The 16,118-nt window shown below is 66.7% G+C and carries 13 protein-coding genes and 1 pseudogene; 9 read left to right on the forward strand and 5 right to left on the reverse strand.

Features of this window, described 5'->3' with window-relative positions; all coding sequences use genetic code 11:
• Nucleotides 1–161: 161 nt before the first annotated feature.
• The gene (locus ACFYO1_RS34775; RefSeq protein WP_387240721.1) at nt 162–896 is read left to right on the forward strand and encodes a GAF and ANTAR domain-containing protein; all 735 of its coding nucleotides are present in this window, start codon (nt 162–164) and stop codon (nt 894–896) included.
• A 3-nt stretch (nt 897–899) separates the two neighbouring features.
• Here ACFYO1_RS34775 and ACFYO1_RS34780 read toward each other — a convergent pair whose 3' ends face one another.
• The gene (locus ACFYO1_RS34780) at nt 900–1,589 is read right to left on the reverse strand and encodes a PAS and ANTAR domain-containing protein (protein WP_387240724.1); all 690 of its coding nucleotides are present in this window, start codon (nt 1,587–1,589) and stop codon (nt 900–902) included.
• 171 nt (nt 1,590–1,760) lie between these two features.
• On the reverse strand, nt 1,761–2,411 hold the full coding sequence (locus ACFYO1_RS34785; RefSeq protein WP_387240727.1) for a class I SAM-dependent methyltransferase: 651 nt from the start codon (nt 2,409–2,411) through the stop codon (nt 1,761–1,763).
• A gap of 230 nt (nt 2,412–2,641) precedes the next feature.
• On the opposite strand from ACFYO1_RS34785, the pseudogene ACFYO1_RS34790 reads away from it, so the two are divergent.
• Nucleotides 2,642–3,858 (forward strand): annotated as a pseudogene (locus tag ACFYO1_RS34790) (IS110 family transposase).
• A gap of 59 nt (nt 3,859–3,917) precedes the next feature.
• Here the strand turns inward: ACFYO1_RS34790 and ACFYO1_RS34795 are convergent.
• Nucleotides 3,918–5,375, reverse strand: a complete 1,458-nt coding sequence (locus ACFYO1_RS34795) for an MFS transporter (protein WP_387240730.1) — start codon at nt 5,373–5,375, stop codon at nt 3,918–3,920.
• 143 nt (nt 5,376–5,518) lie between these two features.
• On the opposite strand from ACFYO1_RS34795, the gene ACFYO1_RS34800 reads away from it, so the two are divergent.
• From ACFYO1_RS34800 to ACFYO1_RS34820, 5 genes are all read left to right on the forward strand, one after another.
• Nucleotides 5,519–6,994, forward strand: a complete 1,476-nt coding sequence (locus tag ACFYO1_RS34800) for an aminotransferase class I/II-fold pyridoxal phosphate-dependent enzyme (RefSeq protein ID WP_387240733.1) — start codon at nt 5,519–5,521, stop codon at nt 6,992–6,994.
• A 76-nt stretch (nt 6,995–7,070) separates the two neighbouring features.
• Nucleotides 7,071–7,400, forward strand: a complete 330-nt coding sequence (locus tag ACFYO1_RS34805; protein WP_387240736.1) for a plasmid stabilization protein — start codon at nt 7,071–7,073, stop codon at nt 7,398–7,400.
• A 28-nt stretch (nt 7,401–7,428) separates the two neighbouring features.
• Entirely contained in the window at nt 7,429–7,719 is a 291-nt protein-coding gene (locus ACFYO1_RS34810) for a hypothetical protein (RefSeq protein ID WP_387240739.1), read from the forward strand.
• Nucleotides 7,720–7,772: 53 nt separating this feature from the next.
• The gene (locus ACFYO1_RS34815) at nt 7,773–8,231 is read left to right on the forward strand and encodes a CinA family protein (RefSeq protein ID WP_387240742.1); all 459 of its coding nucleotides are present in this window, start codon (nt 7,773–7,775) and stop codon (nt 8,229–8,231) included.
• 67 nt (nt 8,232–8,298) lie between these two features.
• Nucleotides 8,299–8,961: a hypothetical protein gene (locus ACFYO1_RS34820; protein WP_387240745.1), complete on the forward strand. Its 663-nt coding sequence runs from the start codon at nt 8,299–8,301 to the stop codon at nt 8,959–8,961.
• A 55-nt stretch (nt 8,962–9,016) separates the two neighbouring features.
• On the opposite strand, the gene ACFYO1_RS34825 is transcribed toward ACFYO1_RS34820, so the two are convergent.
• On the reverse strand, nt 9,017–9,913 hold the full coding sequence (locus tag ACFYO1_RS34825; protein ID WP_387240748.1) for a LysR family transcriptional regulator: 897 nt from the start codon (nt 9,911–9,913) through the stop codon (nt 9,017–9,019).
• A 71-nt stretch (nt 9,914–9,984) separates the two neighbouring features.
• Here ACFYO1_RS34825 and dapA point away from each other — a divergent pair, with 71 nt between their 5' ends.
• Nucleotides 9,985–10,890 (forward strand): 4-hydroxy-tetrahydrodipicolinate synthase, encoded by a 906-nt coding sequence (gene dapA / locus ACFYO1_RS34830; protein ID WP_387240751.1) that lies wholly within the window; start codon nt 9,985–9,987, stop codon nt 10,888–10,890.
• A gap of 27 nt (nt 10,891–10,917) precedes the next feature.
• Nucleotides 10,918–12,453 carry a DHA2 family efflux MFS transporter permease subunit gene (locus ACFYO1_RS34835; RefSeq protein ID WP_387240754.1) on the forward strand — a complete coding sequence of 512 codons (1,536 nt, stop codon included), beginning with the start codon at nt 10,918–10,920 and terminating at the stop codon, nt 12,451–12,453.
• Nucleotides 12,454–12,504: 51 nt separating this feature from the next.
• Here the strand turns inward: ACFYO1_RS34835 and ACFYO1_RS34840 are convergent, their stop codons facing one another.
• Nucleotides 12,505–15,981, reverse strand: a complete 3,477-nt coding sequence (locus ACFYO1_RS34840) for a DNA-directed RNA polymerase subunit beta (protein WP_387240757.1) — start codon at nt 15,979–15,981, stop codon at nt 12,505–12,507.
• Nucleotides 15,982–16,118 lie beyond the last annotated feature (137 nt).

The raw sequence follows: 16,118 nt of genomic DNA on the forward strand, positions 1-16,118 counted from the left end.
GGCGGTGGGGGTGGGAGGGGCTGAATCCTGGTCGGGCGCAGGGGGTGTGACGGGCGTCCCGGGTGGGTGGGGCGATTGAGGGCGGGAGGTGGGGGCATTTCCGGTCAGTACGAAAACGGCCGGGACCCGCGGGGCCGGCGGAATGGAAGGAGGCGGCCGGTATGAGTCGGGAGCGGCGGCTGGTCGAGGCGTTTGTGCAGTTGGCGGACTCGCTGGTGGAGGATTACGACCCGGTGGACGTGGTGCAGGAACTGCTGGATCGCGCCGTCGAGTTGCTACCTGTCGATACCGCGGCGGTGTTGCTGGCCGGCGACGGCGAGGACATGAAGGTGCTGGCGACGACCAGTGAGGCGACGCGCTGGCTGGAGTTACTGCAAATCCAGGCGCAGGACGGGCCGTGTGTGCGGTCGTACCGCACTGGCGAGCGGGTCATCGTGGAGGATCTAGAGGCGGCGCGGGGGGAGTGGCCCGCGTTCGCGAAACAGGCTCTGCTGGACGGCTTTCAGTCGGTGTACGCGTTGCCGCTGCGGTTGCGTGCGGATCGGGTCGGCGCGCTGAATCTGTTCAGTGCCGGCGCGGAGCGGCTGAGCGGGGACGATCTGCTGGTCGGGCAGGCGCTGGCCGATATCGCGAGTATCGCGATTCTGCAGGCTCGGCTGCTGGCCGGTCATAAGACGGTCAACGGGCAGTTGCAGCTGGCGTTGCAGAGCCGGATCGTGATCGAGCAGGCGAAAGGCATGCTCGCGGCGCACGGTGATCTCGACCCGGAGACCGCGTTCGATGCGCTGCGCGGCTACGCCCGGCACACCCGGGTGCGGGTGCCGGAGCTTGCCCGGGCTGTGGTCGATCGGACCGCCGACCCGGGCAAGATCTTGGAAAAGCACCGCACGCGGTGAGCGTCACATCCGTTCGTGCACGGTGAGCAGTAGGTGGTCGAAGCGGGTGCGCAGCTCGACCATGGAGCTGTCCAGGGTGGTGACCTCGGAGACGAGCTGGGTGGCGAGCGCGCGCAGCTTGGTCCCGGTTTCTTGGGAACGCCAGGTGAGCACCCGGAAGGCCTGGTCCTCGGTGATCCCATAGATGAGCATGAGCGCGCCCTTGGCCTGTTCGATGGCGGCGCGCGCGGAGTACAGCTCGGGGAGCGCGCCGTCGAGGGTCTGCCTGCGGTCTTCTTCGAGCGCGTTGGTGAGGTCGATGTAGTAGCCGGACGTGCCGATCACGTCGCCGTTGTCGTCGCGCATGTCGTCGCCGACGACGAGAATGTGATGCAGCACTCCGCCGGTGTCGATGATCCGGTGCCGGCTGCAGAACGGCTCGCCGGTCTCGACCGTGCGCGCGATGGTGTTCGCGACTTGATCGCGATCGTCCGGATGCTTGTGCGACAGCAGCAATTCGGTGGTCGGCCGGACGGTGCCCGGTTCATAGCCGTGAATGATCGCGACCTCGTCGGACCATTCCCACCGCTGGTCGGCCAGCCAGAAACGGAAGGTTCCGGCGCTCTGTGATCGGCCCGTTCCCAGTACTTCCTCGGCCGGCCGAACCGTGTCGGATTCGACGGGCCGGGCGAGCCCCTGAGCCTCGCCGGGCATGCTTTCCGGTACCTCAACAGACTGATCCAACAACCTGCCCCTCTCCACCTAAGACCGATGTCAGTATCAATTTCGGTTTCGGTCGGCTGGCGGGGTCTGGGGCAGCGCGGTCCGGTCGAGAAGATTACCTGGGGGTACCGACAGTTCGTCGGCGAGGCATCCCGAGACCCTTCAGGCGCGGCGGGCGACGGTCAGGACGTCGGGTACCAGTGGGGAGGGGAGCGGCCTGCGGACGGGGCGTTGCTCGGTGACCCGGAATCCGGCCGCTTGGACCAGGCGCCGCATCGCATGAGGCGACGGGAAGTACGCGACGTTCTGCATCGGGGACGGCTGTAACAGCTGCGCGAACCGGTGGCGTGGATTGATCAGGACGATGGCGAGCAGCCCACCGGGAGAAAGGATTCGGTGAAATTCGGCCAGCGCCGCCGGATGATCGAAGAAGTGGAAGGCATGCGTCGAGACGACTGCGTCGACCGCGCCGTCGGGCAGGCCCAGGTCCTCGGCACGCCGATTGAGCCAATTCACCTCGCGGGAGCGCGCTTTCGCCTGCCGGAGCATGCCGACGGAGGCGTCGCAGCCGTAGATCACGTCGGGCTTCAGTTCCTGCTGCACGCGCGACGCGAGAATCCCTGTGCCGCAACCGACATCGGCGATCCGCCGGATACCGCCCTGCCGCAGTTGGCCGATGATCTCGTCCTGCGGCGGCCGGTAGGCGACCCGTTGCACCAGCGGGATGTTGTATACGCCTGCCAGCCGATTCCATCCGTGGGTGACGAGACTGTTGAAGGCACGGGTCGGGGTGTGCGGCATGGCGGCTGACATCGGTGTCCCTAAGTTTGTAGGTGTCTGGGGTTGGTGCCCTGGATGCCCAGGGCGGTGGGGTGTAGCTGATCGGTGTGTGCCTGTTGTCGAGGCTCGAAAGGACTGGCTGCCCCGCCGTGCTGGACGCTCCGGTTGCTGATTGAGAGCTTGTTGCGGGTCGTCGCTGTTTAGGGATCTGCCGGCGGGGTTGTCCACGGGCGCAACAAACTTCGACGGTCAGGAGCAGGTGAGTGACCACTCGCCCTCAGATATGGGTCGGGATCGACGTCGGCAAAGCAGCGCATCACGCGTGTGCGGTCGACGACGCCGGCAAGACGGTGTTCAGCCAGAAATTCGGCAACGACCAGACCGCGATCGAGGCGCTGATCGCCCGCGCCGGCCAGGGCGCCGATCGGGTGCGGTGGGCGATCGATTTGACCAGCCCGCTGGCGTTGTTGCTGATCACAGTTCTGCTGGCGGCCGAGCAGGCGGTGACGTATGTGCCGGGCCGGGTCGTGAACACGATGACTCACGGGTTCCGTGGTGAGGCCAAGACCGACGCCAAGGACGCGAAGGTGATCGCCGAAACCGCGCGTATGCGCCGCGATCTGGGTCAGGTGGTCATGCCTGACGAGCTGGTGGTCGGGTTGACGCAGTTGACCCGTTATCGCACCGATCTCATGTCGGATTGGGTCGCGGGCGTGAATCGGTTGCGTGATCTGCTCGGATCTATCTTTCCCGCGCTGGAAGCCGCGTTCGACTACTCGAACCGGACCCCGCTGATCTTGGTCGCCGGAATGTGTACTCCCAGCGAGATCCGCGCCGCCGGAATCGACGGCGTCGCAACACATCTGACCGAGAACGGGGCCTGGAAGCCCGGCATCGGCAAGACCACAGCCGCCGCGGTCGATGCCGCCGGACGCCAAACCCTGGCCCTGCCCGGCGAAGCTGACACTGCGATGCTGGTCAAACGCATCGCGGCCAAACTCCTGGACCTCGATCGCGAGATCAAGGACACCGACAAACTCATCACCACCCGCTTCCGGGCCCATCCGTGGGCCCACATCATCGAGTCTCTGCCCGGTATGGGGCCCGGCCTGGGCGCGGAGTTCCTCGTCGGCACCGGCGGTGACCTGGCCGGTTTCTCCAGCGCGGGCCGGTTGGCGTCCTACGCGGGTCTTGTTCCCGTTCCTCGGGATTCGGGCCGGGTCTCGGGCAATCTGCACCGGCCCAAGCGTTACAACCGGCGCATGCGCAGGGTGTTCTACATGGCCGCCCTGTCGAGCCTGCGTAACCCCGATGGTCCCTCGCGGCGGTTCTACGAACGCAAACGCGGCGAACGACAGATCCACACCCACAGGCCCTGCTGGCGTTGGCCCGCCGCTTGGTCGACGTGCTGTGGGCTTTGCTTCGAGACGGACGCGCATTCACCCTCGAAAACCCGGGATCGATGGCCGCTGCGGCTTGACACGGTCATTGAGAGTCCCTTCGGTGTACTGACCTCCAGCCTAATCTGTCTGAGACAACTTAGGAAGCCTTGGCCGCGTGGTGGTCCGAGCCGGCGCTGAGCGGTTTCGCGATGTCCTCCAGCGAGCGGCCCTCCGCCTTGACGCCGTACGCCAGCTCGACGAGTCCGGCGGCGAACATCGCGGTGGCGCCGATGGCGAAGGCGAGCGCGATCTTGCCGGCGTCGCCGTCGGCGGCCAGCTTCGAGAACACCAGCGGGCCGGCCACGCCGCCCGCGACGGTCCCGATCGCGTAGAAGAACGCGATGGCCATGGCGCGCGTCTCCATCGGAAAGATCTCGCTCACCGTCAGATACGCCGCGCTGGCGCCACAGGAGGCGACGAACAGCACCGCGGTCCAGCACGCGGTGAGGGTTACCGCCGACAGCGTCCCGGCTGCGAAAAGCCAAGCCGTGCCGAACAATAGGATTGCCGAGCCGAGATAGCAGCCGGCGATCATCGGCTTGCGCCCGACGGTGTCGAAGAGCTTGCCGAGCAGCAGCGGTCCGAGGAAGTTGCCGAAGCAGATCACGGCGAAGTAGTAGCCGACCCGATCGTCGGCCACGTGGAACGACTTCGACAGGATGAGCGCGTAATTGAACGTGATGGCGTTGTAGAGGAACGCCTGCCCGATGAACAGCGAGAGGCCGAGCACGCTGCGCTTCGGATAGTGCTTCGCCATCACCTCGGCGATCTCGCGGAAGCTGATGGTGCGCCGCTGGTGGATCTCGATCCGCTGATCGGACACGTCTTCCAGCTCGCGGCCGGTGTCGGCGCGGACCTGCGCTTCGATGTCGGCGACGGTCCGTTCGGCCCCGTCCTCGCGCTCGTGGATGAACATCCAGCGCGGGCTCTCCGGCACGTGCCTGCGTACCACCAGGATGACCAGCCCGAACACCGCGCCGAGCGCAAAGGTCAAGCGCCAGCCGATGTTCGGCGCGAACAGGTCGGTGTTCAACGCGACGATGGACAGCAGCGAACCGCCGACCGCGCCGAGCCAGAACGTTCCGTTGATCACGATGTCGATGCGCCCGCGATACTTTCGCGGGATCAGCTCGTCGATGGCGGAGTTGATCGCCGCGTACTCGCCGCCGATGCCGAAGCCGGTGAGGAAGCGGAAGATGACGAACCACCACATCGAAAACGACAGGGCCGTCATGGCTGTCGCGAACAGATACACGGCGAGGGTGATCAGGAACAGCTTCTTACGCCCGAATCTGTCGGTGAGCCAACCGAAGAACAGTGCGCCGCAACCGGCGCCGGCGACGTACATCGCCGCCGCCAGCCCGGAAACCTGTGCGGCAGTAATGCTTATGCCGCTGCCCGGTTCGGAGAGCCTGCTCGCCACGCTGCCGACGACGGTGACCTCCAAGCCGTCCAGGATCCACACGGACCCGAGCCCGATCACCACCATCCAGTGCCAGCGCGACCATGGCAAACGATCCAGTCGTGCCGGGATGTCGGTCGATATCGTCTTCACAGCCACCCGCCTTCGGTCAGTGCGGTCCGAGTACCCGAGGGGCCGGCAAGTATTCAGGGCGGTATAAGCGGCCGTGGCGCGCAGGTGTGATCGAAAGCGTGCGGGGTAACGCGAGGACATCATCAGCGAAGAGGAAGGTGCCCGTGACGAGGACCAAGCATGATCACACCAAGGCTCCGCTGGTCGAGGCGCTGGCGGACTACCACGAACGCGGCCGGTACGGCTTCACGCCGCCGGGGCACCGACAGGGCCGCGGTACCGACAAACGGGTGCTGGAGGTGCTGGGCGCGGACGCGTTCGGCTCCGATGTCCTGATGAGCGCGGGCCTCGACGATCGGCTCGCCCGAGGTGGCTATCTGCGCGAGGCCGAGGAGCTGATGGCCGACGCGGTGGGTGCGGAATCGGCGTTCTTCTCGACCTGTGGCAGTTCGTTGTCGGTCAAGGCCGCGATGATGGCAGTGGCCGGCGGGCACGACGGTGGGCTGCTGGTCGCGCGGGACAGTCACAAATCGATCGTGGCGGGCTTGATCTTCTCCGGCGTCCGCCCGCACTGGATCACCCCGCGCTGGGACGCCGAGCACCACCTGTCCCATCCGCCGTCGCCCGAGCAGGTCCGCCGGGCCTGGGAGGAAAACCCGGACGCGAGCGGCGCGCTGATCGTCAGCCCGAGCCCGTACGGCACCTGCGCGGACATCTCGGGTATCGCCGCGGAGTGTCACGCTCGCGGCAAACCGCTCATCGTCGACGAGGCATGGGGTGCGCACCTGCCCTTTCACCCCGCGCTGCCGACGTGGGCGATGGACGCGGGCGCCGATGTCTGTGTGGTCAGCGTGCACAAGATGGGCGCGGGCTTCGAACAGGGCTCGGTCTTCCATGTGCAGGGCGATCTGATCGATCGAGCCAGGCTCAGCGCGTGTGCCGACCTGCTGATGACCACCAGTCCGAACGTGCTGATCTATTCGGCCCTGGATGGCTGGCGCAGGCAGATGGTCCAGCACGGACGCGAAATGTTCGACGCCGCGCTCGGTGTCGCCGACGAGGCGCGGACCGCACTCGCCGAGATCCCCGGCATCGCCGTGCTCGAGCAGGAACTGCTCGGCTCGGAGGCGTCACACGACCTGGATCGCATGCAGGTGCTGATGGACGTCTCGCGCACCGGGGAGTCCGGATACCGGGCCGCGGATTGGTTGCGTGAGCACCGGCTCATCGACGTCGGGCTCAGCGACCATCGCCGTATCCTGGCGACGCTGTCCGTGGCCGACGACCGGCACTCGATCGCCGCGCTGGTCGACGGCCTCACCGCGTGGCGCAAGAATGTGAAAGACCCACAACCGCCCCGCATTTCGCTCCCCGCACCGGGCGAACTCGAGCTCGAAACGGTACTGCTGCCCAGGGACGCGTTTTTCGCCCGCACCGAAGCCGTGCCGCTGGACGAGGCGCCTGGGCGGATCGCCGCCGAGCAACTCACGCCCTACCCGCCGGGCATACCGGCGGTCGTGCCGGGTGAACGTCTCGACGCCGCCGTCGTCGAGTATCTGCGCACCGGCCTCGAGGCCGGGATGAATGTGCCCGATGCCGCCGACCCCGAGCTGCGCACAATCCGCGTCACAGCGCGTTGACCTCGGGGTTCGGTCCCGCAGACCGGCCGATTACGGCGAAACCGACCGGGTATACGTCGCCAAGGAGGTGATCGACATGCCGAAGGAATGGACTGCCAAACAGGAGCGGCAGTACGAGCACATCAAGGATTCCGAGCAGGATCAGGGAGCGTCGGCCAAACGCGCGAAGGAGATCGCCGCGCGCACGGTGAACAAGAACCGAGCCCAGTCCGGCCAGTCGAAGACGGCCAGCCGGTCCTCGGTCCAGGACAAGTCGCCGCAGCAACGTGGCGGGCAGCGCTCGGGAACCAACCGGCCGAAGGGGCCGACCCGGGATCAGCTCTATAACGAGGCCAAGAAGCGCAATATCGACGGCCGCTCGAAGATGAACAAGAGCCAGCTGGCCAAGGCGCTCGGCAAGGGCTGAGTCTCGGATTCGTTCGTAGGGAGAACCGATGGTTGCGCATGAATTGCTCGAACAGCTGCACGAGGATATCGCCGCCGCCGAGAGCAGCGGGGACACCGCGACGGCCGGACGGTTGCGGGCCGAACTCGCCGTCGCGACGGAATCGGACGGGGTCGGCGCGGAAATCCAAGCCGCGCAGGCGGCCTCGACCCCCGACCCGGCTTCGGTCGAGCGGGCGGCGGAGGATCTCGGTCCCGGCAGCTACGAGCAGAACGCGGAAGACGCCGACGAACTCCCGCTCGGTTCGGCGCAGGACGAGGTCCAGGAGCCGCCCGATTGACCGGCTAGCCGGCCTCGTCATCCGCACTAGATCACCAGCAGGAGGTGCCGCGAGTGAAGTCCGCGGTGAAACTCGCCGAACTCGCCAAGCGAGACGGCCTGACGGTCGCCGTCGCGGAATCGCTGACCGCCGGAAATCTGGCCGCGACACTGGGTGCCGCGCCGGACTCGGCCCAGTGGTTCCGCGGGGGAGTCGTCGCCTACTCCACGAAGGTCAAATATCGGGTGCTCGATGTGCCCGAAGGGCCGGTGGTCTCCGCGACGGCGGCCAGCGCGATGGCCGAAAGTGTTCGGGCACTGATGGATACCGACCTCGCCGTGGCGACCACCGGTGTGGGCGGCCCGGATTCGCAGGACGGCGAGCCGGCCGGCTCGGTCTGGTTCGCGGTGGCGACCCGAGCGGGAGTGGACGCCGAGCATCACCAGTACGACGGCGAGCCGGAGGAGGTTGTCGACCGGTCGGTGCGGCACGCGGTCGGTCTCTTGCTCTCTGCGGCAAAGTCGTTCGGCTAGCCCCGCAGACCGAGAGGTTGGGCTACGCTGCGCAGGAGTAGAACCTGTTGCAGAAAGTGGTCGCGCGATGAAGGTGATGTTCGCACTCTGGAGCCCCGGCGACCTCCTCGCCGAGGAGCTGACCGTCCGGCTGGGCGCCGCCGGAGCTGTTGCGGTGCAGGCGAATATCTCCGATTCCGTGGTCGAGAACGCGATGCTGCGACTGACCACGTTCGAGGAACCGGTGTCTGCGGTGGTCGGCGTGTGGCTCCCGGATGGCGGTCAAACCGATGCTGTCGCCGACATTCTCGGGTCCATGGCGAAGCGGATTGCCGGCTGGCACGTCGAGGAGACCAGGCCGATCGAGCCCCCGGTGGTACCGCTTCGTGAACGGGCTCCCGGGTTGGCCAATGTCGCTTTTCTGCGCCGGCCCGACACCCTGTCGCACGCCGACTGGCTGCACCGTTGGCGCACCGAGCACACGGAAATCGCCATAGCCACTCAGGCGACCTTCGGCTACGTCCAGAATCTCGTCCTAGAACCCGTCACCGAGGCGGCGCCCGAGATCGCGGCCATTGTCGAAGAACAGTTTCCGATCGGGGCTCTCACCGACCCGCACGTGTTTTACGGCAGCGCCGGCGACGACGCTGAACTGACGCGGCGCATCGCGCGATTGATGAAGAGCGTCAACACTTTCGGCGCTGATCGAGACATCGACGTAGTGCCGACCAGTCGGTATCTTCTGCGCTGAGCCGAGACAGCGTCGGTGCGCAATCGGGTGGACTGAGCTGTGGCAGCCGGAGTTGTCAGCCGCGCTGCGACATCCCGGCGGTGGTGATCGCCGCCGCAGAGGCCCGCAATGCCGAGCGGGCGGCGCTCACCGCGGGATGGTCGCCGGTTCCGCGTCGATACGCCAGCAGGGTACGCCGTTGCGTCGGCAGCGGTGTCAGCGTGACCTCCGGGGGGCAGGTGAGGGCGCCGAGTTCCGGGACGAGCGCCACCCCTTGCCCAGCCGCGACGAGGGCCAGTACCGTGCCGAAGTCGTCGGCGTGATGACGAATCCGCGGCGTGAATCCCGCTGCCTGGCAGGCGCGCACGGTCATCGTGTGGCACAACGTATCGGGAGTGCCTGCGATCCAGGAGGTTTCGCGCCGGCCGGCCAGCGACTCGCCGGAAAGCGCCGCCAGATAAATGGTCTCCTCGAGCAGCGGCTCGGTGTCCAGTGCGGAATCCGGCTCTACCGGCACGTAGTCGTACTCCTGAACCAGCGCGACATCCAGGGTTTCCGCGCGCAGCGCGGCGGGTGCGGTCGCCGGGTCCAGTTCGGTCACCATCAATTCGAGGCCGGGATGATCGCGGCTCAACGCGACGAGCGCGGGGGAGAGGATGGTTCGAACGGCGGTGGGGAACGCACCTATGCGTAGCGTTCCGGTCAGGTCGGCCCGCGTGGTGGCCAGCTCGGCGGCGGCTTGCTCGAGCACCGCGAGGATAGTCTCCGCGTGCTCCACCAGGGTGCGGGCGGCCGGAGTCAATGTGACCCGGCGGCCGGTGCGTTCCAGCAACGGCACGCCTGCTTCGCGTTCGAGCGCGCTGAGCTGCTGGGATACCGCCGAGGGCGTGTAGGCGAGCGCGTCGGCAACGGCCGCGATGGTCTCGCGGTGGGCGAGCTCGCGCAGCAGCCGCAACTTCCGGATATCGAGCATCAGTCAATCTTATGCTCGCCTGTAGAAACGTGAACTAGACCTAACCGTTCATCGGGGTCAAGCTCGTATTCATGACGCTCGCAGGCTTGTATATCCCTCTGGTCACGCCGTTCACCGCCGACGGCGCGCTAGCCGCCGACGCGTTGGAAGGCCTGGCCCACTCCGCCCTCGCCGAAGGCGCGACCGGGCTCGTCGCGCTCGGCACCACCGCGGAGGCCGCCACCTTGACCGCCGTGGAACGCGCGCTCGTCGTCGAGATCTGCGCCCGCGTGTGCCGGGAACGCCACGGCCAGTTGATCGTCGGGGCCGGCTCGAACTCGACGGCGGCCTCGATCGAGGCGGTCGCCGCGCTCAGCCCGCACATCACCGCGGCGCTCACGGTCGTCCCGTACTACACCCGCCCCTCCGAGGCCGGTGTGCTCGCCCACTTCCAGGCGCTCGCCGCCAGCAGCCCGGTTCCGCTGGTCATCTACAACATTCCGTACCGCACCGGCCGCATCCTCGGCGCCGAGACGCTGCGCCGGCTCGCCGGGCACCCGAACATCATCGGCGTGAAGCACGCCGTCGGCAGCATCGACGATGCCACCATCGAGCTGATGGCCACGCGCCCAGCCGATTTCGCCGTCCTCGCGGGCGACGACCTCTACCTCTCGCCGCTGCTCGCCCTCGGCGCGGCGGGCGGCATCCTCGCCTCCTCGGCCCTGCGCACCGGGTCGTTCGCCGCGCTGATCGCGGCCTGGCACGCCGGACGGATCGACGAGGCCCGCGCCCTCGGCCACCGCCTGGCCGGGCTGTCCGCCGCGCTGTTCGCCGAGCCGAACCCCACCGTCATCAAGGCGGTCCTGGCCGCCCAGGGCCGCATCCCGAGCCCGGCCGTCCGGCTGCCGCTGCTGCCCGCGAGCGAGGCCGCTACGACCGCCGCGCTGACCGCGCTGGAAAATTCTTCTACCGAATTGCCCGCGAAATTGCTGGTGTAGGAGGCGAAGAGGTGGAACGCTGAAGCGGTGAACCTTCCTCCGGATAATCAGGCGACGGGGCCTGACCCGACCGCCGACAAACTGGACCCGGCGGTCTTGAAAGTAGCAGGCGTGGTCGTGCTGGGCGCGATCATGTCGATCCTCGACATCACCGTCGTCAACATCGCGCTCCCGACCTTCCAGGCCGAATTCGAGACGAGCTACGCCATCGCGGCGTGGACGATCACCGGCTACACGCTCGCGCTGGCAACCGTCATTCCGCTCACCGGATGGGCGGCGGACCGGTTCGGTACCAAACGCCTGTACATGGCGGCGTTGACCTTCTTCGTCCTCGGCTCGGTGCTGTGCGCCACCGCGTGGAACATCGAGTCGCTGATCGCGTTCCGCGTGATCCAGGGCATCGGCGGCGGCATGCTGATGCCGCTCGGCATGACGATCATGACGCACGCGGCCGGCCCGCAGCGCGTCGGCCGGGTGATGGCGGTACTCGGCGTGCCGATGCTGCTCGGCCCGATCTGCGGCCCGATCCTGGGCGGCTGGCTGATCGAATTCCACTGGCAGTGGATCTTCTTGATCAACGCCCCGATCGGCGTCATCGCGCTGATCCTGGCCTACGTCGTGTTCCCCGCGGACAAGCCGGAACCGTCGGAGTCGTTCGACTTCCTCGGCATGCTGCTCGCCTCGCCGGGGCTCGCGCTGTTCCTGTTCGGCGTCTCGTCCATTCCGGGTGAGGGCACGGTGCTCGCGACAAAGGTGTTGCTGCCGGCCATCATCGGCGCGCTACTGATGGTCGCGTTCGTGTTCCACGCGCTGCGCACCGAGCATCCGCTGATCGACCTGCATCTGTTCCGCAACCGGTCGCTGACCTTCGCGGTGCTCACCATGGTGCTGTTCGCGATCGCGTTCTTCGGCGGGGCGCTGCTGCTGCCGACGTACCTGCAACAGGTGCGGGGCGAATCGGCGTTGCAGGCCGGATTGCTGCTCATCCCACAGGGTTTGGGCGCGATGGTGACCATGCCGGTGGCGGGCAAGCTGGTCGACAAGATCGGGCCGGGGAAGATCGTGCTGGTCGGCATCACGCTGATCGCGGTCAGCACGGTGTTCTTCACCCAGCTCACGGTGGACACCGCGTACCCGCTGATGCTGGGCGCGCTGTTCGTGATGGGCCTCGGCATGGGCTGCACGATGATGCCGATCATGACCGCGGCCATCCAGACGCTGAGTCATCAGCAGGTCGCCCGTGGTTCGACGTTGATGAACATCGTGAACCAGACGGCGGGTTCGATCGGCACCGCGACCATCTCGGTGGTGCTGACCAACTTCCTGAACAACAAGGAATTCGCCAAGCCGGCGATCGCGGCGAACGCCAATCCGGAGTTCGCGAGCAAGCTGCCGCCGGGCGTGCTGGAGACCGGATTGAGCCAGGCGTCAACGGCATTCAGCCACACCTACATCGTGGCGCTGGTGCTGATCATCCTGACCCTGATCCCGGCGTTCTTCCTGCCTCGGACGAAGCCGAAGAATCCGGAGCTGACCGACGCGGTCGCGACGGTACACGTTTGATCGGTGTGCGCCGAGATCGCCTGCTGGGCAGGCGATCTCGGCGCACGACGGTCAGCCGTGTAGATCCTCGATCGTCGCCGCTTCGTTCCTGGACAGGTTGATGCCCAGGTTCGCCGCGGCCCGGTCGAGATCGTCGTCGTCGCCGTCGCGCATCTCGATCGCGGCGCCGTCTGAGGACAGCACCTCGACGTTGAGGCACAGCGACTGGAGTTCCTTGAGGAGCACCTTGAACGATTCCGGAATGCCGGGCTCCGGAATGTTCTCGCCCTTGACGATCGCCTCGTAAACCTTGACCCGGCCCACGATGTCGTCGGACTTGATCGTCAGCAGCTCCTGCAGCGTGTATGCCGCGCCGTAGGCCTGCATGGCCCAGCACTCCATTTCACCGAAGCGCTGGCCACCGAACTGGGCCTTACCGCCGAGCGGCTGCTGGGTGATCATCGAGTACGGGCCGGTCGAGCGGGCGTGGATCTTGTCGTCGACCAGGTGGTGCAGCTTCAGGATGTACATGTAGCCGACCGCGACCGGGTACGGGAACGGCTCGCCGGAGCGACCGTCGAACAGCGTCGCCTTGCCGTCCGCGCCGACCATCGCGTCGCCGTCGCGATTGGGCAGCGTGGAGCCGAGCAAGCCGGTGAGCTCCTCGTCGCGGGCGCCGTCGAATACCGGTGTCGCGATATTGCTGTTCGCGGGCGCGGACCGCAGCTCCGCCGGTAAGGTCTCGGCCCAGTCCGGCGTTCCCTTGATCTCCCAGCCGGTCTTGCCGATCCACCCGAGGTGGGTCTCCAAGATCTGGCCGATGTTCATCCGACGCGGCACACCGTGGGTGTTCAGGATGATGTCGACCGGGGTGCCGTCCGGCATGAACGGCATGTCCTCGGTCGGCAGGATCTTGCCGATGACACCCTTGTTGCCGTGGCGGCCGGCGAGCTTGTCGCCGTCCTGGATCTTGCGCTTCTGCGCCACGTACACGCGCACCAGCTCGTTCACCCCGGGCGGCAGATCGTCGTCGTCCTCGCGCGAGAACACGCGAATGCCGATGACCTTGCCGGACTCGCCGTGCGGCACCTTGAGCGAGGTGTCGCGCACCTCGCGCGCCTTCTCACCGAAGATCGCACGCAGCAGGCGCTCTTCCGGGGTCAGCTCGGTCTCACCCTTCGGGGTGACCTTGCCGACCAGAATGTCGCCGTCCCGGACCTCGGCGCCGATCCGGATGATGCCGCGGTCGTCGAGGTCGGCGAGCACGTCGTCGGAGATGTTCGGGATATCGCGGGTGATCTCCTCGGCGCCCAATTTCGTATCCCTGGCGTCGATTTCGTGCTCTTCGATGTGGATCGAGGTGAGCACGTCCTGTTCCACGAGGCGCTGCGACAGGATGATCGCGTCCTCGTAGTTGTGGCCCTCCCACGGCATGATCGCGACGAGCAGGTTCTTGCCCAGCGCCATCTCACCGTTCTCGGTGCACGGACCGTCGGCCAGCACCTGGCCCGCTTCGACTCGCGCACCCTCGTCGACGATCGGCCGCTGGTTGACGCAGTTGCCTTGATTCGACCGGGCGAACTTGCGCAGGCGGTAGCTCTTGCGCGTGCCGTCGTCGGCCATCACCGTGAGGTAGTCGGCCGAAACCTCCTCGACCACACCGTCTTTCTCGTTCACCACGACGTCGCCCGCGTCGATCGCCGCCCGCAGCTCCATGCCGGTGCCGACCACCGGCGCCTCGGACCGGATCAGCGGCACGGCCTGACGCTGCATGTTCGCGCCCATGAGGGCACGGTTGGCGTCGTCGTGCTCGAGGAACGGAATCATCGCGGACGCGACCGAAACCATTTGGCGCGGAGACACATCCATCAGATCGACCTCGGTGGGCGCGACGAACTCGACCTCGTCGCCGAAGCGCCGCGCGAGGACCTTGCTGTCCAGCAGCCTGCCCTGCGCGTCGACCGGGGAGTTGGCCTGGGCGCGGATGTAGCGTTCCTCTTCGTCGGCGGTCATGTAGACGACCTCGTCGGTGACCCGGCCGTCGACCACCGTGCGGTACGGCGTCTCGATGAACCCGAACGGGTTGACCCGGGCGAACACCGAAAGATAGCCGATCAGACCGATACTCGGGCCTTCCGGCGTCTCGATCGGGCACATGCGGCCGTAGTGGCTGAAGTGGATGTCGCGGACCTCGATGCTGGCGCGTTCCCTGGACAGGCCGCCGGGGCCAAGGGCGGACAGCCGGCGCTTGTGGGTGAGTCCGGCGAGCGGGTTGTCCTGCATCATGAACTGCGACAGCTGCGAGGTGCCGAAGAATTCCTTGATCGACGCGCTGACCGGGCGGATGTTGATCAGGGTCTGCGGAGTGATGGCCTCGATGTCCTGGGTGGTCATCCGCTCGCGCACCACGCGCTCCATCCGGGACAGGCCGATCCGGAGCTGGTTCTGGATCAGCTCGCCGACGGTGCGGACGCGGCGATTGCCGAAGTGGTCGATGTCATCGACGCCGATCGGCACCTCGGCGCCGCCCGCGGCGGTCATGGTCTTGTCGCCGCGGTGCAGATGCGCCAGGTATTCGATGACCGCGACGAGATCGGCCTCGGTCAGCGTGGCCGAATCGATCTGCAAACCCAGTTTCTTGTTGATCTTGTACCGCCCGACCCGCGCCAGGTCGTAACGCTTCTCCTTGAAGAACAGGTTCTCCAGCAGGGCCTGCGCGGACTCCTTGGTCGGCGGCTCGCCCGGACGCAACTTGCGGTAGATGTCCAGCAGCGCCTCGTCGGGGCCTGCCGTGTGATCCTTTTCCAGGGTCGACATCATGATCTCGGAGAAGCCGAACCGCTCGACGATCTGCTCTGTGGTCCAGCCGAAGGCCTTGAGCAGCACGGTAACCGGTTGACGACGCTTGCGGTCGATGCGGACGCCCACGCTGTCGCGCTTGTCGATGTCGAATTCCAGCCACGCGCCGCGCGACGGGATGACGCGGGCGCTGTAGAGGTCCTTCTCGGTGGTCTTGTCGACGGAGTGGTCGAAGTAGACGCCGGGGGAGCGCACCAGCTGGGCGACGACGACGCGTTCGGTGCCGTTGATGATGAACGCGCCCTTGTCGGTCATCATCGGGAAATCTCCCATGAAGACCGTCTGGCTCTTGATCTCACCGGTGTTGTTGTTGATGAACTCCGCGGTGACGAACAACGGCGCCGCGTAGGTCATGTCCTTGTCTTTGCACTCGTCGATGGAGGCCTTGACCTCTTCGAAACGCGGGTCGGACAGCGACAGCGACATGGTGCCGGCGAAGTCTTCGATCGGGGAGAGTTCGGCGAGCACCTCTTCGAGGCCGCCGGCCGTGCTGTTCTCGCCGCGCGCGGCGGCGCGCGCCCGCCACTGCGGTGTGCCGATCAACCATTCGAACGACTCGGTCTGCACGTCGAGCAGGCCGGGCACGTCGAGCGGCTCACGAATCCTGGCGAACGACACCCGCTTCGGGGCGCCGGGAATACCGGCAATTTCCTGGGCTGTAGTGGTGACTTTCTGGGACGAGACTGACACGGTGCGTCCTTCCGCGACCTCACACTGCTGATGAATTGCGTGTGGTCACCTACCCGACGAAACTCGCACACCCGCGACGAGTGAACAGAATGGGTTTGTGTGGGTTGGACAGGAGGCAGCCAGCGCAACGTCCCAAG

This window comes from Nocardia sp. NPDC006044 (genome assembly GCF_042871115.1).
Taxonomy (GTDB): domain Bacteria; phylum Actinomycetota; class Actinomycetes; order Mycobacteriales; family Mycobacteriaceae; genus Nocardia.